16 protein-coding genes are annotated in these 18,605 nt (G+C 56.9%); 8 read left to right on the top strand and 8 right to left on the bottom strand.

What is annotated here, in order from left to right:
* Nucleotides 1-220: 220 nt before the first annotated feature.
* The 3 genes from cspE to ABNH18_RS09535 form a co-directional block, all read right to left on the bottom strand.
* The gene (gene cspE / locus ABNH18_RS09525; RefSeq protein ID WP_011590014.1) at nt 221-424 is read right to left on the bottom strand and encodes a transcription antiterminator/RNA stability regulator CspE; all 204 of its coding nucleotides are present in this window, start codon (nt 422-424) and stop codon (nt 221-223) included.
* A gap of 199 nt (nt 425-623) precedes the next feature.
* On the bottom strand, nt 624-1,511 hold the full coding sequence (locus ABNH18_RS09530; RefSeq protein ID WP_349382588.1) for a D-hexose-6-phosphate mutarotase: 888 nt from the start codon (nt 1,509-1,511) through the stop codon (nt 624-626).
* Nucleotides 1,512-1,581: 70 nt separating this feature from the next.
* Nucleotides 1,582-2,955 (bottom strand): WS/DGAT/MGAT family O-acyltransferase, encoded by a 1,374-nt coding sequence (locus ABNH18_RS09535; protein WP_349382589.1) that lies wholly within the window; start codon nt 2,953-2,955, stop codon nt 1,582-1,584.
* Between the two features lie 416 nt (nt 2,956-3,371).
* Here ABNH18_RS09535 and ABNH18_RS09540 point away from each other — a divergent pair, with 416 nt between their 5' ends.
* Nucleotides 3,372-4,970 (top strand): isocitrate lyase, encoded by a 1,599-nt coding sequence (locus ABNH18_RS09540; protein ID WP_349382590.1) that lies wholly within the window; start codon nt 3,372-3,374, stop codon nt 4,968-4,970.
* Between the two features lie 174 nt (nt 4,971-5,144).
* Here ABNH18_RS09540 and ABNH18_RS09545 read toward each other — a convergent pair whose 3' ends face one another.
* The 5 genes from ABNH18_RS09545 to ABNH18_RS09565 all read right to left on the bottom strand — a co-directional run bounded on the left by ABNH18_RS09545 (nt 5,145) and on the right by ABNH18_RS09565 (nt 11,870).
* Nucleotides 5,145-5,513, bottom strand: coding sequence for a hypothetical protein (locus ABNH18_RS09545; RefSeq protein WP_349382591.1), 369 nt, complete (start codon nt 5,511-5,513; stop codon nt 5,145-5,147).
* Between the two features lie 161 nt (nt 5,514-5,674).
* A complete protein-coding gene (locus ABNH18_RS09550; protein ID WP_349382592.1) occupies nt 5,675-6,970 on the bottom strand; it encodes a hypothetical protein in 1,296 nt (431 codons plus the stop codon).
* A 154-nt stretch (nt 6,971-7,124) separates the two neighbouring features.
* Nucleotides 7,125-8,939 (bottom strand): acyl-CoA dehydrogenase C-terminal domain-containing protein, encoded by a 1,815-nt coding sequence (locus ABNH18_RS09555; protein ID WP_349382593.1) that lies wholly within the window; start codon nt 8,937-8,939, stop codon nt 7,125-7,127.
* Between the two features lie 249 nt (nt 8,940-9,188).
* A complete protein-coding gene (locus ABNH18_RS09560) occupies nt 9,189-10,001 on the bottom strand; it encodes an SDR family NAD(P)-dependent oxidoreductase (protein WP_349382594.1) in 813 nt (270 codons plus the stop codon).
* A 168-nt stretch (nt 10,002-10,169) separates the two neighbouring features.
* Nucleotides 10,170-11,870 carry a potassium/proton antiporter gene (locus tag ABNH18_RS09565; protein WP_349382595.1) on the bottom strand — a complete coding sequence of 567 codons (1,701 nt, stop codon included), beginning with the start codon at nt 11,868-11,870 and terminating at the stop codon, nt 10,170-10,172.
* A gap of 282 nt (nt 11,871-12,152) precedes the next feature.
* Between ABNH18_RS09565 and mnmG the strand changes: the two genes are divergently transcribed.
* From mnmG to atpE, 7 genes are all read left to right on the top strand, one after another.
* Nucleotides 12,153-14,048 carry a tRNA uridine-5-carboxymethylaminomethyl(34) synthesis enzyme MnmG gene (gene mnmG / locus ABNH18_RS09570; protein WP_349382596.1) on the top strand — a complete coding sequence of 632 codons (1,896 nt, stop codon included), beginning with the start codon at nt 12,153-12,155 and terminating at the stop codon, nt 14,046-14,048.
* Nucleotides 14,045-14,659 carry a 16S rRNA (guanine(527)-N(7))-methyltransferase RsmG gene (gene rsmG / locus ABNH18_RS09575; RefSeq protein WP_349382597.1) on the top strand — a complete coding sequence of 205 codons (615 nt, stop codon included), beginning with the start codon at nt 14,045-14,047 and terminating at the stop codon, nt 14,657-14,659. The genes mnmG and rsmG overlap by 4 nt, the downstream gene beginning before the upstream one ends.
* Before the next feature lie 67 nt (nt 14,660-14,726).
* A complete protein-coding gene (locus ABNH18_RS09580) occupies nt 14,727-15,524 on the top strand; it encodes a ParA family protein (RefSeq protein ID WP_007151340.1) in 798 nt (265 codons plus the stop codon).
* Nucleotides 15,525-15,620: 96 nt separating this feature from the next.
* The gene (locus ABNH18_RS09585) at nt 15,621-16,535 is read left to right on the top strand and encodes a ParB/RepB/Spo0J family partition protein (protein WP_349382598.1); all 915 of its coding nucleotides are present in this window, start codon (nt 15,621-15,623) and stop codon (nt 16,533-16,535) included.
* 393 nt (nt 16,536-16,928) lie between these two features.
* Nucleotides 16,929-17,354, top strand: a complete 426-nt coding sequence (locus tag ABNH18_RS09590; RefSeq protein WP_349382599.1) for an ATP synthase subunit I — start codon at nt 16,929-16,931, stop codon at nt 17,352-17,354.
* 33 nt (nt 17,355-17,387) lie between these two features.
* Nucleotides 17,388-18,296 (top strand): F0F1 ATP synthase subunit A, encoded by a 909-nt coding sequence (gene atpB, locus ABNH18_RS09595; RefSeq protein ID WP_349382600.1) that lies wholly within the window; start codon nt 17,388-17,390, stop codon nt 18,294-18,296.
* 70 nt (nt 18,297-18,366) lie between these two features.
* Nucleotides 18,367-18,588, top strand: coding sequence for a F0F1 ATP synthase subunit C (gene atpE / locus ABNH18_RS09600; protein WP_007151035.1), 222 nt, complete (start codon nt 18,367-18,369; stop codon nt 18,586-18,588).
* Nucleotides 18,589-18,605: the final 17 nt, after the last annotated feature.

Consider the following 18,605-nt stretch of genomic DNA (forward strand, 5'->3'; position numbering starts at 1 on the left):
CCGCAACAATTAGCGATCGCTGAAATACATGTAGGAGCGGCGCTTGAACCGTGAAGAGTACTTGGGAAAACACTCCTTCGCTGCCGCTCGGTTCGCGGCTCAAGCGCCGCTCCTACGGGAAAAGGTAAGGTGGTGCATCAGGTGCGTGGCGCGAAGCGTCTCTTTTTTCCAGACACAAAAAAACCCGCCGAAGCGGGTTTTTCCGTACTAGCGAGGTTGCTTATTCAGCAACGACGTTAGCAGCCTGCGGACCTTTTGGGCCCTGCTGGATCTCGAAGGAAACCTTCTGACCCTCGGCCAGGGTTTTGAAGCCTGAACCGGTAATTGCGCTGAAATGAACGAATACGTCCGCACCACCATCGTCCTGGGAAATGAAACCAAAACCCTTGGACTCGTTAAACCACTTCACAGTACCTGTAGCCATGTGAATCTATACCTCAAAATCTATTACTTAGGGTGTTGCTTGCAAACCATGTTGGGCGGTGTTCGGAGACAACTTCAGCTTCACGCAGGGAAGACAACTACCAAAACAATCCACGGCCATAATTCGCAGCCACTTCTGACTCTACTCCCCTTTTTCTGATTGCACCACCCCTTTTTCCCGGCACTTTTCAAGCCCGAAATCACTGAATTGTCATGATCTCCACGGCCATTTCATGGTGCTCGCCGGGGGCCAGGGTGAGCACGTTATCCAGCACTCGGGCGGTTTCGATACACAGCATGCGCTGCCACGCATCGGGGGCAAACTGGCTGAGGCGTTGGCTTTTTTCTATCCAGGGGTTCCAGACCACCGCAGAACGGCTGCCCCGGCAGCTCAGCTGGATTTGCCGTTGCCAGAGTGGGTCCATTACCTGCAGCTGTGCAGGCAGCTGCAGGTAAAGGCGGTCGGTTTCCTGATCAAGTTGCAGCGGGCCGGTGTCCTGACGGGTTTGCCAGTCTGCCAGGGCGTCCACATAGGGCGATTGCGTCAGCCCTTGCACGGTGACGTGTCGACTATCGGCCACCGCCAGGTAGCTGTGCAGGGCCTGGCTGATGGTTACAGGGTGGTCGCCGTGATTATGGTTACTCAAGGTGAGGGTCAGAGCGGTATTACTGAGGGCCACCGTCAGGGTCGGCGTGACCGGGGGCAGGTGCTGGCCGTCAGCGTGCTCTGCAAGTTGGAAGACCAGCTGCGCCTGATTGTCGTTGAGGTGTTGCTCGCCTAGTTGCCAAGGTTGTTGGCGGACCAGGCCATGGGCCGGGGGCTCGCTGAGGGTGTATTGCTGCGCCACGCTCTCCGGGTTGCGTTCCAGGGCGCCGAACCAGGGCCAGCATACTGGCACACCGCCACGGACTCCGTGGCCAATATAGTACGCCGCCTGTTCACTGAGCCAGAGAATGGGCGGTTCGTCGTCACGGCCGTACTCAAGCACCTGGGCGCCTTGTTCGGCGATCACCACCGTTTGCCCGCGATGGCGTAATTGCCAGCAGATGAGCTCGCCTCGGGTGATGCGTTTCAGATCGGTTGCCATGGTTGCTCGTTCGATGCCAGACACCGGACGCCTGACCCGTCAGGCATCAAGCGTCTGGCGCTCGGCGTGGCTATTTAATTCCCGCGCCGATTTCCAGTTCGCGGATGGATTGTTCCAGGTAATCCAGTAGTCGTTGCATGGAGGGCAGGGTGCGGCGACAGGCGATCAGGCCGAATTCCAGCTGGTCCACGTAACTGGTCAGGGTGATATTCAGGGCGATGCGGTCCAGGGCAATGGAAACCGGATATGTGCCATGCAGTTTTGCACCATTCCAGTACAACGGCTCTTTCGGGCCGGGCACGTTGGAAATCACCACGTTAAAGGCCCGCCATTTCGGCGCCAGCCCGGTGAGCAGGTTCAGGCCGGTGGGGGCCATGCTCAAGGCGGTGAAATTGAGGATCTCTTCCGGGCTCATCTGCGAGAAGCGGGATTTGGCTTCCTGCACGGAATCATTGATCACGCGTAGGCGGTTGGCCGGGTCGCAGATATGGGTGCCCAGGTTGGCCAGGATCATGCCGATCTGGTTGCCGCCGGTGCTGTCGTCCTGGCGCAGGTTCATGGGCACCATGGCGATCAACGGCTCATCGGGTAGCGCATGCTGGCTGATCAGGTACTCGCGCAGGGCGTGACCACACATGGATAACACCACGGTGTTAATAGTGCAACCATACGCCTTGGCGATGACTTTCAAGCGCGGCAGCGAGAAGCTTTGCGCCGCAAAGCGACGGGAGCCGGTGATGGTGTTGTTCAGAATGGTGTCCGGGGCCTGGAAAATGGACACGTAGTTTTCGTCACTCTTGGCTTTTTGGCTGACCTTGTAGATCTCACGGGCCAGCCCGGGCACGGTGGCGGCCTGCTTGCTGATACCAGCGGTTAGCCGCGCCATGCTGGAGGCCACATCCATCGGGTTACTGGGCAAGGAGCGACCTCGTTTCTTGCGCTCGTAGGCCCACAACGGTGGCAACTCCCGTTCATTCGGATCGGTGGACAGGGCACGCATACCCATGCGCATGGCAGAAATACCGTCCACAACGGAATGATGAATCTTGGTGTAAAGGGCGAATTGACGGCCGCGAATGCCTTCGATCAGGTGGACTTCCCACAGTGGGCGCTCCCGATCCAGCAGGTTGGAGTGTTCCGCAGAAACCAGCGACAACAGCTCACGAATGCGGCCGGGCTTGGGAAGGGCCTCGTGGCGGAAATGGTGATCGATGTCGAAATGCTTGTCTTCAGTCCAGTAATACTGGCCAAGCCGGCGAGTCAGGCGCTGGTTGAACGGAGCGACGGGGGAGCAATGGTCCCGCATGTGCTGGGCCAGTTCGCTGACATACTTGGGGCCGGCATCTTCCGGGAACGAAAATAGCTGCAACCCTGCTACATGCATGGGCTGCTGTCGTTTTTCTAGCCACAGGAAAAGTTGATCCATTGGACTAAGCGCTTTCATAGTTTCCCCTTGGTTATAATTTGCTCCCTGGGTACACGGTGTCTACCTTCAACAGGTAGTGCACTCTCCATGCCAACCGTGTAGGGGAGATCATAGTCGCAAAGACGAGGGTGGGTCACTGGGTGTGAGTCGCTAAATGCGGGCGTTTCGGTAAATTAACGCGCTGTCTCATTGGGCAATGGCAACAGCGGGTTCGATCTAATGACTAATACTGAGTGGGGGGCACCACCAAGGATGAATTTTTTGGCCAACACTATGGCATTCATGCCGTGAATACCGAATATAGATCATATTGATTATGTTTATGTGTCTGGTAGCACTAGAATGCGCGGCATCGGTAGACCGGCATGAAACGACATGAGCAGGGTTTTCCCTCTCCGGCGTCGATAAACCAATTTCATATTCAGAGGTTCACCATGTCATACACCAAAGACATCGAAGCACTCGGCTCCGTGGTTGGTGCGCAAAGCACCTGGAACGACATCAACCCGGAATCTGCGGTTCGCATGCGTCTGCAAAACCGTTTCAACACGCATCTGGACATCGCCAAGTACAACGCCAAGATCATGCGTGAAGACATGGCGGCCTATGACGCTGACACTTCCAAGTACACCCAGTCTCTGGGTTGCTGGCACGGTTTTGTTGGTCAGCAGAAAATGATCTCCATCAAGAAGCACTTCGGTAGCACCAAAGGTCGTTACCTGTACCTGTCTGGCTGGATGGTTGCTGCGCTGCGTTCCGAGTTCGGTCCGCTGCCTGACCAGTCCATGCACGAGAAGACAGTTGTTGCTGACCTGATCCGTGAGCTGTACACCTTCTTGAAGCAGGCTGACGCTTGGGAAATGAACCACCTGTTCCGTGCTCTGGACGATGCCAAAGAAGCTGGCGACGAAGCCAAGCAGAAAGAAATCATCGGTCAGATCGACAACTTCGAAACTCACGTTGTGCCGATCATTGCTGACATCGATGCTGGTTTCGGTAACCCGGAAGCCACCTACCTGATGGCCAAGCAGCTGATCGAAGCTGGTGCTTGCTGTATCCAGATCGAAAACCAGGTTTCTGACGAGAAGCAGTGTGGCCACCAGGACGGTAAAGTAACCGTTCCTCACGCCGACTTCCTGGCCAAGATCAACGCTGTACGTTACGCGTTTCTGGAGCTGGGTATTGACGACGGTGTCATCGTTGCCCGTACCGACTCCCTGGGTGCTGGCCTGACCAAGCAAATCGCTGTAACCAACGAGCCGGGCGACCTGGGCGACCAGTACAACGCATTCCTGGACGGTGACGTGGTTGAGTCCGCTGGCGACATCAACAACGGCGACGTTGTGATCAAGTCTAACGGCAAGCTGCTCAAGCCGAAGCGTCTGGCTTCTGGCCTGTTCCAGTTCAAAGAAGGCACTGGTATCGACCGTGTTGTTCTGGACTGTATCACCAGCCTGCAGAACGGCGCTGACCTGCTGTGGATCGAAACCGAGAAGCCCCACGTTGGCCAGATCGCAGAAATGGTTAACCGTATCCGCGAAGTGGTGCCGGACGCCAAGCTGGTTTACAACAACAGCCCGTCCTTCAACTGGACCCTGAGCTTCCGTCAGCAGGTATTCGATGCTTGGGAGAAAGAAGGTAAAGACGTTTCCGCTTACGATCGCGATCGTCTGATGAGCGCTGACTACGACAGCACTGAGCTGGCTCAGCTGGCTGACCAGTGGACCCAGAACTTCCAGCGTGATGCGGCCCGTGAAGCAGGTATCTTCCACCACCTGATCACTCTGCCGACTTACCACACTGTAGCTCTGTCCACCGACAACCTGGCTAAAGGCTACTTCGGTGAAGAAGGCATGCTGGCCTACGTTGCAGGCGTTCAGCGTAAGGAAATCCGTCAGGGTATCGCTACTGTGAAGCACCAGGACATGGCCGGTTCCAACATCGGTGATGACCACAAAGAGTACTTCTCCGGCGAAGCAGCACTGAAAGCTGGCGGTAAAGACAACACCATGGGTCAGTTCGAGAACAACTAAGTCTCGATAGATTCAAGGCAAGTCTGAAAGGCGGCTCCCGAAAGGGGGCCGCTTTTTTTTTGGTTTAACGCGGATGAGAGTGAAAATACGTGATTGGATTATCGCGCACACTTTGCACGTTCTCGGACGCTTAGCGCCGTATGCCTACTGATGAATAACGGACGTCGCTTTCCCTTACAGCTTGCTCACATTCACAGTGGCGTGGGTCTGAATGATGCCGCCTTGGCCTTCACACACGCAGTGGTCTCGCTGGGGAATCGAACTGTTTCCCGGTAACAGGTGCAGAGTGTCAGCGCTATCACTGTATTCCACCTGACCCGTGCGGCAGGTGTATTGCTTGTCTTCGATGGCCGGTAAAACGGCAAAATTGCTGGTATTTTTAGCCTTCCACGCCACATCAGTACAATGTTTGTGGCTGTTGTAACTGATGTACATCACCACCCCATCCACCGAGGTAAACCGCTGGTAGTTGTCCCATTCCGCCTGGGTGGGCGTGACCAGCAATGCCTGTACCAGCAGAAGATAACGTAGCGCTTTTCGCATGACGCACCTGATGTACCGTGAAAAGGGGTGAGATCAGGGTAAAGGTTGGGTCACGGGGGGCGCATCACCCATATGGGGTAGCATTTTGCGTGGCGTCGAGCGATGAGAAGGTGCAGGGGCGTAAGCGCCCCTGTTATTGATGCCCTGTTGATCTAGGGGGGTCAGAAACTCAGCGGGCAATTCAGGCCGCCAAAGTTTTTCTTTACCTGACTCAGGCAGAGTTTCAGGGACAGGCCAAACGGGTCACCGGGGAGTTTTTCGCAGGCTTTGCGAGCGGCATAAGCTTTACCGCATTCCGACGCCGTATTGCTGACCGTATTGGAGGCATCTTGCGCTGTTGACGGGCTTGTGGGGTTGGCAGGGGCTGAGGCTTGCATGGCAATGGCGGGCGGTGGGGTGGTTGTCTGTGGCAGGCTTTTGCGAATGCGTAATATCGGATCTATGTAAACACCGTCCTGACCGAATTCAGATTCGTTGGCTGCGACACAATCGTAATCGCCATCCATCCGGAAGTACTGCACCGAGGCACCTTGATCTTTGCAGTAAACAAGAGGTGCCTGGCCGGTCATTGGCACCACAAACAGGCCGCTCTGCTTGCCATTTTTCTGGGTAAGAATTGCGCCGTTACGCATCCATGTCCGGGTCATGAAATCATCGCCGTGGGTCCAGCGCATGGTGATGCTGTTGCCGGTCTTGTTGGTCAGGGTCTGACGAAACAGGGTGATGTTCTTATAGTGATCATTGCCGGCTGAAAAATACGTAATGATAAACATGGGTTGTTCCTGAAATTGGGAAATATCCACGTCGCCCTGTTTCAGGGTTTGCGAATGCTCCCAGCTGGCCTGTTGATAAGCAAACCCACCAACCTCACTGCGGGTGCGGTAACGTTTCACGGAAACGCGGGCAATACCCAGGTCGGAAGTGCGCCATTTATTATTGATGTTGACCTTGTTTCTGGTGTGCTTGGTATAGCTGCCATTCATATAAACCGGATAGGAAAAATCATAGGGCAGCCGTTTCAGGTTGACGACCATATTGGGCTCAACATGCATTTCCACATTGGCCAGTGCTGCACAGCCAGCGGTGGTGGAGCGAATGGTCATAGGTTCATAGGTGACGGTGGATTCGTTTTTAACGTTACCGTTGGCGGGAGGGGTGGGGTTGACCATATCCGGGCTGATACCGGTGATGTCCAGCGCATGCTCCTGGGATAGATCGCAGACCACCAGATGGGCATAATCCGAGCCGACATCGTTGTTGGCATAGTTGGCTTGATAGTGCGCCACGAAATCGTTCTGTAGCACGGTAAGGTCTTTCTGGCTTTGCGCAGGCCAGTGGTTTATTGGATCAGTTTCCACGGCATACAGTTTCTGCATGGCTGGGCTGGTGGCGGCGGTGGTGCAGGCATTGAGTGCGGCGATAACGGCAGTGCACGCCAGTATACGGAATAGTTTCATGTCGTTCCCTTTCAGCTTCAGACAGACTTCCCCATGGTATGAAGAAATAGTGCATGGCCAGGAACGATGGCGCATCCCTCAAATGGGGGATGAGAGGCGAGACAAATAAAAAAGGCGGCCAAATGGCCGCCTTTTTTGTGCGTGCTGAACTGATTTACTCGTAATCGAACGAGAAATCGTCCACGCCTAGCTGCATGGTGCTTTTGCTGGGCTTGAGTGCCGCTTCCGCGTGGCCCTTGGCGCTGGGCAGCATGCGGTCGAAGTAGAATTCTGCGGTGGCCAGTTTGGCCTTGTAGAATTCCGCCGGCTCATTGCCGCCATTTTCCAGCTTGTCTTTGGCAACGCCAGCCTGCAGTGCCCAGAAGTACGCCATCATGGCGTAGCCGCTGTACATCAGGAAGTCGTAGCTGGCGGTGGACACCATGTCGCGATCTTTTGCGGCTACCAGCATGATGCGGGTGGTCAGGTAGTTCCACTCGGCGGCGATCTTCAGCAGCTTCCAGGCGAACGGGCGCAGCTTGGGATCACGCAGGTTTTTGGTGCCGAAATCCACCAGCTTCTTGGAGAATTCGCGCACACACTTGCCACGGGAAGACAACAGTACCTTGCGGCCCAGCAGATCCAGCGCCTGAATACCGGTGGTGCCTTCGTACAGAGTAGAGATGCGCGCGTCGCGGGCAATCTGTTCCATGCCGTGTTCTTTGATGTAGCCGTGGCCACCAAATACCTGCATGCCTTCGTTGGCCGCTTCCAGACCTTTCTCGGTCAGGAAGCCTTTCAGGATCGGGGTCAGGAAACCCAGTTCGCTGTCCCAGTGTTCATACTTTTCCATGTCGTCTTCGAGCATGCCGGCGATCATGTTGTCCGCGTACTGGGCGGCGTAATAGATCATTGCGCGGCCACCTTCAGCGATGGCTTTCTGCTTGAGCAGCATGCGGCGCACGTCACCGTGGTGAATCAGGCTGTCGGCGATGGCATCCGGTTCTTTCTTGCCGGACAGAGCACGCATGGATTTACGTTCTTTGGCGTAAGGCAGAGCGCCCTGGTAGGACAGTTCCGCGTGGGCCACGCCCTGCATGGCGGTACCGATACGGGCACTGTTCATGAAGGTGAACATGCATTCCAGACCGCCGTGTTCCGGGCCGATCAAAAAGCCGGAGGCTTCATCAAAGTTGATCACGCAAGTGGCGGAAGCCTTGATGCCCATTTTCTTTTCCAGCGAACCACAGCTGACGCCGTTGTCTTCACCGATTTTGCCTGGCAGGTACTTGGGCACGATAAACAGGGAGATGCCTTTGGTGCCTTTCGGCGCATCGGGCAGGCGAGCCAGCACGATGTGGACAATGTTTTCAGTCAGGTCGTGGTCACCGGAGGAGATAAAGATCTTGGTGCCGGAGATTTTGTAGGAGCCATCTTTCTGCGGGTCGGCCTTGGTTTTTACCTGGCCCAGGTCGGTGCCGCACTGTGGCTCGGTCAGGCACATGGTGCCACCCCAGGTGCCTTCGGTGAGCGGTACCAGGTAATCCTGAAGTTGCTGGTCGGTGCCGTGCATCTGGATAGTGTTCATGGCGCCCAGTGACAAACCCGGGTACATGGAAAAGGACCAGTTAGCGGTGGCCATCATTTCCTGTTTGATCAGGCCCAAAGACATGGGTAAGCCCTGGCCACCCACTTCTACCGGGTGGCTCAGACCCTGCCAGCCGCCAGCGACAAATTCGTCGTAGGCTTCTTTGAAGCCCTTCGGGGTGGTGACCACGCCGTCTTCCAGTTTACAGCCTTCCTCATCACCACTCTGGTAAAGGGGTGCAATGGTGTTTTCACACAGTTTGGCCATTTCACCGACAATCGCTTCTACCATATCAGGCGTGGCGTCTTCGCCATTGGGCAGCGTTTTGTAGTGGCTTTCGAAATCGAAGACTTCGTTCATCAAAAAGCGCATATCGCGCACGGGGGCCTTATAAGTCGGCATAGCAATCACCCTAGAAAAAACGGATTAACTGTCAGAAACGGACAGCGCAACAAGGCAGGCATTGTTGGGTAATTACAGGGCGAAGGCATTGACTGCCAAGGCGGGCAAGGGACGGCGTTAGGGTGAATGGGTGTAAACGGGGTAGTTTCTAGCTGCGAGCTACTAGCTTCCAGGAAAAAGAAACGGCTACGTTGATGTGTTCGGACAAGGGTGTGCCCGCGGGGTTTTCTCGCAGCTAGAAGCTCGCAGTTACTCCTTCTTTCCTTTCCAGCTATACATGGAGGTGGAGACGCCCATGCGCAGGGCAACTTCATCCCATACCCCTTGGGGGAGTACAGCCTTGAGCAGTTCAGTGGATTTGGCGATGGGTGGCTCGATAACGAAGCTGTCTTTCTTTTGCATGCCCTTGATGATGCTGTTGACCACTTTCTTGGGGGTGAGCATGGGAGTAAACATGGGCGTCTTGACGCCATCAAACATGCCGGTGGAGATATAGCTGGGGCAGACTGTGGTCACGTGCACATGCTTGATCTTGCGCACATCCAGCTCCAGGCGGATGGATTCAGAGAAGCCGACCACGGCCCATTTGCTGGCCGCATAGGTGCTGCCATAGGGCAGGCCCACAAAGGCGGACGCGCTGGCAATATTGACCAGATAGCCTTCCTTTGCCTGGATCAGGTCTTCAATAAAAGCATGGCTGGTGGCCATCAATCCTTCCGTGTTGATGCGGAAGGTGTTCAGGTGCTGTTCCAGCGGGACTTGCTCAAACTCGCCGCCGAACACCACGCCCGCATTATTGATCAGACCGGTGATGAGGCCGACTTCGCTATGGAGCTTGTCGCGAAATTTGGCGATGGACGCGATCTTGCTCACATCCAGTACATAGGGGTGGGCCTTGCCGCCGGTGGCCTTGATCCGGTCAGCGACTTCGCGGGCTGCGCTGATACGGCGGGCAGTGACGATGACTTCTGCCCCCTGTTTGGCAAATTCCTCTGCCATCAGAGCGCCAATGCCTGCGCCTGCGCCGGTGATCAGAATACGATGATTATCAAAACGAGCCATGCGTCGTCCTTGCTGATGAGTTGAAAGTTGAAAGTTTAAAAGCGCGGGATGGGTGCTCTGCTTTCAGATCCCGTGCCCGCGCCGTTACCGTTAATCGCGGGCACAGCACTGCATGACAGCGCTGCCTGATCCGCGTTTCAACTTTAAACTTTCAACTCGTAACTGCTTTTACCCCGGCAGTTTTAGCCCGGCCATGACGACCGTGCCGTTTTCAACGGATCTTGCCCTTAGCCGCAAGCCACTGACCCGCACCGTATCACCCACAACCGCCTGTTTCCCTACTTGTTTGGTAAACATCTCGGCCACGGTCAGTCCTTGCCAGAGTGGCGGAGGGGCGTCGACCCCATACACCGCAATTAACTGTGCCACCGGGGTTTTGCCGAGCACGCTGAAATCGCCGTAATAGCGTTTTTCATCGCTGCTTAATTTATGGCACAGGTCCGACAGGCTGGATTTGTGTGACAACGGCGCCAGCCAGGCAATCAAATCGCCGGCTTCGATCTTGGGATCATCATTGAGGCTGAGTACCTGTTTGTTGCGGTACAGAATCAACGGGGTGCGTTCCGCTTCGCCCAGTTCGCCCAAGCCCTTGCCCACCGCTTTGGCGCCGTCTTCCACTTCAAACTGCATTAAATAACGATCCCGCGGCGCGGCCAGTGCCACAGTCTGCTTGGGCTCGGTGGTGCGCGGCACCGAGACTTTCAGTTTGCGGGCCACAAAACGCAAGCTGGCGCCCTGGCCAAGCAGGGAGATCAGCACCACCACCAGGGTGATATCGAACAGCAGGTAGGTTTGCTCTACCCCGGCTAGTAGCGGGAATACGGCCAGCACAATGGGTACCGCCCCGCGCAGGCCGGTCCAGGCAATAAAGATTTCTTCGCGCCAAGTGAAACGAAAGGGCAGCAGGCTCAGCCACACGGACACCGGACGCGCCAGCAGCATCAGGAAGGCCGCCACCGCCAGTGCCCAGGGCAGGTTTTCGGTAAGCCGGGAGGGCGTGACCAGCAAGCCGAGAATCAGGAACATGCCGGACTGCGCCAGCCAAGCCATGGAATCCATGGATTTGAGCACATTGTCGCCGGTGCCGCCGCGGCGATTGCCGGCCACCAGGCCGGTCAAGTACACGGCCAGGAAACCGGAGCCGCCCACCAGGTTGGTGATGGCAAAGACCATGGCGCCGCCGCTACACAGCAGCAGGGCGTGCAGGCCTTCGTTGCTGCGCACCCGCAGCAGCACTTCACTGATCACCGCACCCAGCAGTAGGCCCAGCAAGATGCCCAGGCCAAATTGCTGGAGCAGGGTGACGAGCATGCCGACGCCCCATTCGGCGTCCGGGTCCACCAGTAGCCCCACCAGCATCAGGGTAATAAAGATGGCCATGGGGTCGTTGAGGCCGGACTCGATCTCCAGGGTGCTCGCCACGCGTTCATTGAGGGTAACGCCGGCGCCCTTGATAACACTGAATACCGCCGCCGCATCGGTGGAGCCGATAATGCCCCCCAGCAGCAGACCAACCCGCCAGTCCACCCCGATTAGCCAAGTAGCAAAGGCACCGACCAGGGCGGCGGAGATGGCCACGCCGAAGGTGGCCAGGCTAAGAGCCGGGCGCAGGCCTAGTTTAAAGGTGCTTAATCGGGTGCGCAGGCCGCCATCCAGCAAAATCACCGCCAGGGCGATGTTGCCAATCACATAGGCGGTGGAGAAATCATCGAATTCGATACCACCCAGGCCGTCTTCCCCAGCCACCATGCCGACCACCAGAAACATAAGCAGAGACGGCACCCCGAAACGGGCGCTCAGGGAGCCCAGCAGCAGGCCGGTGAACATCAGGCCCGTGCCGATCAGCAGAAAGAGATTCAATGATTCCAAATGCGTTCCTGGTTAAGTGACTTCTAGGTTCTATAGTAGAATAGCTTACACGTAAGAGGTGATGCATGGATTCAGTTACGAGTTATGAGTTACGAAAAACTAAAAAACAGACTGAAGGTTTTGCCTTTCGCAACTTGCTCCTCGGAACGCGTTACTCGCTTTACGGCACAGTTTGCGGTGCATGTCGGGTGATGCTTGCAGCGTGAGGCGTTCTCTTTATACTACCGCGCCCGAGTTGACTATATTTTGAGCAGCAGGCCTGTCCTGCAAGGTAAGTAAACGATGGATTTTTCCCAGCGATTTGGCGTGATTGTGATCGGCGGCGGCCATGCCGGTACCGAGGCGGCACTGGCCTCTGCGCGTATGGGCGTTTCAACGCTGCTGCTCACCCATAATATCGAAACCCTGGGCCAGATGAGCTGTAACCCGGCCATCGGCGGGATCGGCAAGAGCCACCTGGTGCGTGAAATCGATGCCCTGGGCGGGGCCATGGGCCGCGCCACCGATAAAGGCGGCATTCAGTTTCGCGTGCTCAATGCCCGCAAAGGGCCGGCGGTACGCGCCACCCGCGCCCAAGCAGATCGCGAGCTTTATAAGGCTGCTATTCGCGGGACCCTGGAAAACCAGCCCGACCTGACTCTGTTCCAGCAAGCCGTAGACGACCTGATTGTGGAAAACGGCCGCTGTGTGGGTGTCGTGACCAATATGGGCCTGCGCTTCATGGCCGATGCGGTGGTGCTCACCGCCGGCACTTTCCTGGGCGGTGTCATTCATATTGGCCTGGATAACCACCAGGGTGGCCGCGCCGGCGATCAGCCTTCCAATGCACTGGCGCGCCGTTTGCGCGAGTTGCCGTTTCGGGTGGACCGTTTGAAAACCGGCACGCCGCCGCGTATCGACGGCAAGACCGTGGATTTCTCGGTGATGGAAGAGCAGTGGGGCGACAGTCCGCTGCCGGTGATGAGCTACTTGGGCTCGATGGACGAGCATCCGCAGCAGGTGTGCTGCTATATCACGCATACCAATGCCCAAACCCACGACATCATCCGCAGTGGTTTTGACCGCAGCCCCATGTTCACCGGTGTGATTGATGGGGTGGGGCCGCGCTATTGCCCCTCCATTGAAGACAAGGTGAATCGCTATCCAGACAAGGACAGCCACCAGATTTTCGTGGAGCCGGAAGGGCTGAATACCCACGAGTTATATCCCAATGGCATTTCCACCAGTCTGCCGTTTGATGTGCAGTTACAGGCGGTGCGCTCCATTCGTGGCTTTGAAAATGCCCATATTACCCGCCCGGGCTACGCCATCGAATATGATTACTTCAATCCCCAGGATCTCAAGCACAGCCTGGAAACCCAGCATATGCCGGGGCTGTTCTTTGCGGGGCAGATTAACGGCACCACCGGTTATGAAGAAGCGGGCGCCCAGGGGTTGCTGGCGGGCCTGAATGCGGCCCTGTTGAGTCAGGGCAAAGACGCTTGGACCCCCCGCCGTGATGAAGCCTACATCGGCGTGCTGGTGGATGATCTTATTACCATGGGCACCCAGGAGCCTTACCGCATGTTTACCAGCCGCGCGGAATACCGGCTGCTCTTGCGTGAAGACAACGCGGACCTGCGACTTACAGAAAAAGGCCGCGAGCTGGGTCTGGTGGATGACGAGCGCTGGGCGGCATTCAACGCCAAGCGTGAGGGCATGGCGCAGGAAGAACAGCGCCTGAAGACTACCTGGGTTCGGCCGAAAACCCCCGAAGCCGAGGCGGTGAATGCCCTGATCGAGAAGCCCCTGGCCCACGAATACAATCTGCTCGATTTGCTTAAGCGCCCGGAACTGACCTACGCCAATCTGGCGGATGCAGTGGTGCTGGCGGAGCGCCCGCATGCGGCGGTTATCGAGCAGATGGAGATCCTCGCCAAATACGCCGGCTATATCGATCGTCAGGCCGACGAAATCGAAAAACTGCGCGCCGCAGAAACCACCGCGCTGCCGGCGGAATTCGATTACGGTCAGGTGAAAGGCCTGTCCAATGAAGTGAAGCAGAAGCTCGGCGAGATTCGCCCACAAACCCTGGGCCAGGCCGGTCGGATTCCCGGTGTGACCCCGGCGGCCATCTCCCTGCTGATGATTTACCTGAAAAAACATCACCATCAAAAGAAGGCCGCCCAACAAGCATGAGTCTCTCTGACACCCTGGCCGGGGGCATCGATACCTTGGGCCTTACCTTGAGTGACGACCAGTCGCGCCTGTTGCTGGCCTATGTGGACCTGCTGGTTAAATGGAACCAGGCCTACAACCTCACCGCCATTCGCGATCCGCAGGAGATGGTTACCCGCCACCTGCTCGATTCCCTGGCGGTCCTGCCTCATCTGGGTGAAGGCGAAACCCTGGATGTGGGCACCGGCGCTGGTATTCCTGGCATTATTCTGGCGGTGGCACGCCCCCAGCAGGCATTTGTGCTGCTGGATTCCAACGGCAAGAAAACCCGTTTTGTGCGCCAGGCCCGACGAGAGCTGGGGCTGGATAACGTGGAGGTTGTGCACGGTCGCGTGGAACAGTACCGTAAAGCCCCATCGCAGATTATTTGTCGCGCTTTTGCTTCCTTGTCGGACATGTTGGCGTTGATGACGCCCATAATGACTGACAATACCCGCCTGCTGGCCATGAAAGCGGCCAGCACGGAAGAAGAGTTGGCCACCCTGCCGACGCAGTGGCAAGGGCGCCATCACACCCTGACAGTGCCGGGACTGGATGAGCCCCGCACCTTGGTGGTAGTGAACAAAGCCTGATGTCGAGCGGGGGTGCTGCGTCAGGCATCCGGCCTCAGACGTCAGGCGTACAATCAAGGAGAACGCAGTGACCACCGTATTTGCCGTAGCCAATCAGAAAGGCGGCGTGGGCAAGACCACCAGTAGTGTGAACCTGGCGGCGTCGCTGGCGGCCACCCGCAAGAAGGTGATGCTCGTGGACATCGATCCACAGGGCAACGCCACCACCGGGTCCGGGGTGGACAAGTTTGAAACCGACTACACCATTTACGATGTGCTGTGCGATGACGTGGCCATCGAGCAGGCGGTAACGGGGACGCCGGAAGATTCCGGCTTTGACCTGATCGCCGCCAATGGCGACCTGACCGCCGCCGAAGTTCAGCTATTGGACATGAGCGCCAAGGAATTTCGCCTGCGTAATGCGCTGGCGCGGATCCGCGACCAATACGATTACATCCTGATCGATTGCCCGCCGTCCCTGAACATGCTTACTGTGAATGCGCTGACAGCGGCGGATTCGGTGATTGTGCCGATCCAGTGCGAGTACTACGCGCTGGAAGGCCTTACCGCGCTGATGAACACCATCGAGAAAATCCGCACGGTGCTGAATCCGAAGCTGCACATTGGCGGCTTGTTGCGCACCATGTATGACCCGCGCAACAGTCTCTCCAATGATGTGTCGAACCAGTTGATCAGCCACTTCGGCGACAAGGTGTACCGCACCATTATCCCCCGCAACGTGCGGCTGGCCGAAGCGCCCAGTCATGGTGCGCCGGTGATTACCTATGACCCGAAATCCCGGGGCGCGGTCAGCTACCTGGCTCTGGCCGGCGAGATTCTGCGCCGTGAACAGGCGCTCAAGGCCCAGCCCGCCGCCGCGTCATGATGGTGGCATCCGGTATCATTTTTTCAGGCGGGCGGAGTTTGCCCGCAGCGTCAGGCGCCAGGCGTCTGGCGTCATGCGTATCATCAAGGATTAATCATGGCGGCAAAGCGTAAACGCGGTCTCAGCAAGGGCCTGGACGCCCTGCTCAGCAGCAACGAGTCCTATCAGCGGCACCAGGAAGAGGTCAGTCTGCAGAGCGAAGGCGACGCGGCCGGCGAATCCAGTCAGCGCCCCCGCGATGGCGAGTTACGTCACCTGCCGGTGGGGTGCATGGAGCGCGGCCGCTATCAGCCGCGCCGGGACATGTCACCCGATGCTCTGGAAGAGCTGGCGGAGTCCATTCGCGCCCAAGGGGTGATGCAGCCCATCGTGGTGCGCCCATTGGGCGACAAGCGCTACGAAATCATCGCCGGTGAACGCCGCTGGCGCGCCGCCCAGATGGCCGAGCTGGACACCATTCCGGCGGTTATCCGCGAGGTGCCTGACGAAGCCGCCATCGCCATGGCGCTGATCGAGAATATCCAGCGGGAAAACCTCAATCCCATGGAAGAGGCCATCGCGTTGGGTCGCCTGAAAGAAGAATTCGGGCTCACTCACCAGCAGGTGGCGGATGCGGTGGGGAAATCCCGCGCTATGGTCACCAACCTGCTACGGCTGATGAGCCTGGAAGCCGACGTCAAAAAGTTGCTTGAACACGGGGACCTGGAAATGGGCCATGCCCGTGCGTTGCTGGCACTGACCGGCAACAAGCAGATCGATGCCGCTCGTACGGTGGTTGCCAAGGGCCTGTCAGTGCGCCAGACCGAAGAGTTGGTCCGTGATTTCGAGAAAGCGAAACCGGCCAAACCAGTGGCGCCCAAGGAAGACCCGAACGTAAAAGCGCTGATCAGCGATCTGTCCGACCGCCTGGGTGCGCCGGTGCAGCTCCAGCAGCAAGGCAAGAAGGGCAAGCTGGTGATCAGCTATAACAGCCTGGATGAGCTGGACGGCATTCTGGCGCACATCAAGTAATCGGGCAGGGTTACCTGCCGGGGAAATATTGCAACAAGCTGTTTCCTGTATGCAGGCAGGCGGGCTATCGCTGTGGTGCTGGTTCGCAGGCGGGCAGAGAGTCTGGCGTTATCCCGTTCGGTGTGCGCGCAGATCAGGCAATATTGCCTGATCGCGCAGGTATATAAAAAATGGCCGTTTGGGTGTTATTTTTCCTGAATCAGGTTCATGCATTTTTTGTGCACATCTTGCTGCGAAAAGTTGGTCTTGATGCACGAAGTTTGACCAACAATCCGCGCACGGCGGTTGCCACTTGCGCGCCAACTCCATATACTTCGCCGCGCTAAAGATCAGGGGTGCCCGAGACCTTAGTGCCTGATGTGGCATCACTTTGCATCAGCCAAGAGGCTCACGGTGACCAGCAACGAATTTCAGCCCGACAGAGCACTGTTCTGGGGCTTAATGCGCGCTCAGCTGACCACGATAGTGGTATTTGGGCTGCTGGTAACCGGGTTGGCTGGCGTTTTCGCCGGTCTGGTGGCTGCCTGGGGCGGCACTATCAGCCTGATCGCTTATGCCTGGGGTGGCTTCCAGATATGGATGCACCCGGGCAACCGTGCGCCAAAGCGCATGGCCACCGCAGCAATGCGGGCCGAGATGGGCAAGATCGCAATCATGTTGTTGCTGTTCTGGCTGACATTCTCCAAGGTCCCTGAAGCGCGGGAAATGAAAATTGCAATGGTTCTGCTGTTAGGCTTCGTGCTGGCCCAGATTGTGGGTTGGATACAGGTAGCCCGCCTCGACGGGCGAACGGCAGGGCAAAACAGGCACGACGACTAGCCTGTAGGCATCGGCTCTCTATAGAGGTTTGACATGGCAGCGAACTCCGCCGGCGAGTATATCCAGCACCATTTGGGCAATTTGACCTATGGCAAACTGCCGGAAGGCTATGTCCGTGAATGTCACGGCCATGCGGAGACTCTGAGCCAGGACACCTGGACCATGGCCTGCAACGGCACCGAAGCCAAAGACATGGGCTTCGCTGCGTTTCACGTCGACTCTCTCGCCTGGTCTGGCGGCCTCGGTATCATCATGTGTTTGCTGTTCTGGTTGGGCGCCCGCAAGGCGACCGCCGGGGTTCCTTCTGGTTTCCTTAACTTCGTGGAAATCATCATCGAGTTTATCGATACCCAGGTGCGTGATTCCTTCCACGGCAAGAGCAAGCTGATTGCGCCGCTGTCGTTGGTGATCTTCTGTTGGGTATTCCTGATGAACCTGATGGATTTGATCCCCGTGGATTTCATCCCGATGACCTTTTCTTGGATCGTGACCACGTTCTTCGGTTGGACGGCCCACGAAGCGTACTTCAAGATTGTTCCGACCACCGACCCGAACATTACCTTGGGTATGTCGTTTACAATCATGTTCCTGATCATCTTCCTCACCATCAAAACCAAAGGTGTGGGCGGCTTTGTCGGGACGTTGGCTCTGCATCCTTTTGAATCCGGCAACCCGGTGGTCAAGGCGCTTCTGATTCCGGTTAACCTGCTGCTGGAAACCATTGCCCTGCTGTCCAAACCGGTGTCTCTGGGTCTGCGACTGTTCGGTAACATGTACGCGGGTGAGTTTGTATTTATTCTGCTGGCCGCCATGATGGGCACCTGGCAGTTCATAGGTGCCTGGCCTTGGGCGGTATTCCATATTCTGGTAATCACCCTGCAGGCATTTATCTTCATGGTTCTGACCATCGTGTATTTGAGCATGGCGGTCGAAGAGCACTGATTTAAGTAAGTAACTGTTTTTTAAACCGGTTTTTAATTAAACCAACCAAGCACTTAACGGGAGTGTAAAGATGGAAGGCATTCAATTTCTTGCTGCTGCTATCGTAGCTGGCCTGGCGGCCATCGGCGCAGGTCTGGGCTTCGGCATGATGGGTGGTCGTTTCCTCGAGTCTGTGGCTCGTCAACCGGAACTGGCTCCGATGCTGCAAACCCGCATGTTCATCATCGCTGGTCTGCTTGATGCTGTGCCGATTATCTGTATCGCTATCGCGTTCCTGCTGATTTTCCAGTAAATCGCGCTTTAACGTTT

Origin of the sequence: Alcanivorax sp., from assembly GCF_040118815.1 — a bacterium.
In the GTDB taxonomy this organism is placed as follows: domain Bacteria; phylum Pseudomonadota; class Gammaproteobacteria; order Pseudomonadales; family Alcanivoracaceae; genus Alcanivorax.

Excerpts from the sequence above, each read along its gene's own strand:
- mnmG (WP_349382596.1), top strand. The coding sequence starts at position 12,153 with ATGGATTTTTCCCAGCGATTTGGCGTGATTGTGATCGGCGGCGGCCAT.
- ABNH18_RS09535 (WP_349382589.1), bottom strand. The coding sequence starts at position 2,955 with ATGAAAGCGCTTAGTCCAATGGATCAACTTTTCCTGTGGCTAGAAAAA.
- ABNH18_RS09540 (WP_349382590.1), top strand. The coding sequence starts at position 3,372 with ATGTCATACACCAAAGACATCGAAGCACTCGGCTCCGTGGTTGGTGCG.
- atpE (WP_007151035.1), top strand. The coding sequence starts at position 18,367 with ATGGAAGGCATTCAATTTCTTGCTGCTGCTATCGTAGCTGGCCTGGCG.
- atpB (WP_349382600.1), top strand. The coding sequence starts at position 17,388 with ATGGCAGCGAACTCCGCCGGCGAGTATATCCAGCACCATTTGGGCAAT.
- ABNH18_RS09585 (WP_349382598.1), top strand. The coding sequence starts at position 15,621 with ATGGCGGCAAAGCGTAAACGCGGTCTCAGCAAGGGCCTGGACGCCCTG.
- cspE (WP_011590014.1), bottom strand. The coding sequence starts at position 424 with ATGGCTACAGGTACTGTGAAGTGGTTTAACGAGTCCAAGGGTTTTGGT.
- ABNH18_RS09550 (WP_349382592.1), bottom strand. The coding sequence starts at position 6,970 with ATGAAACTATTCCGTATACTGGCGTGCACTGCCGTTATCGCCGCACTC.
- ABNH18_RS09555 (WP_349382593.1), bottom strand. The coding sequence starts at position 8,939 with ATGCCGACTTATAAGGCCCCCGTGCGCGATATGCGCTTTTTGATGAAC.
- rsmG (WP_349382597.1), top strand. The coding sequence starts at position 14,045 with ATGAGTCTCTCTGACACCCTGGCCGGGGGCATCGATACCTTGGGCCTT.
- ABNH18_RS09530 (WP_349382588.1), bottom strand. The coding sequence starts at position 1,511 with ATGGCAACCGATCTGAAACGCATCACCCGAGGCGAGCTCATCTGCTGG.
- ABNH18_RS09560 (WP_349382594.1), bottom strand. The coding sequence starts at position 10,001 with ATGGCTCGTTTTGATAATCATCGTATTCTGATCACCGGCGCAGGCGCA.
- ABNH18_RS09545 (WP_349382591.1), bottom strand. The coding sequence starts at position 5,513 with ATGCGAAAAGCGCTACGTTATCTTCTGCTGGTACAGGCATTGCTGGTC.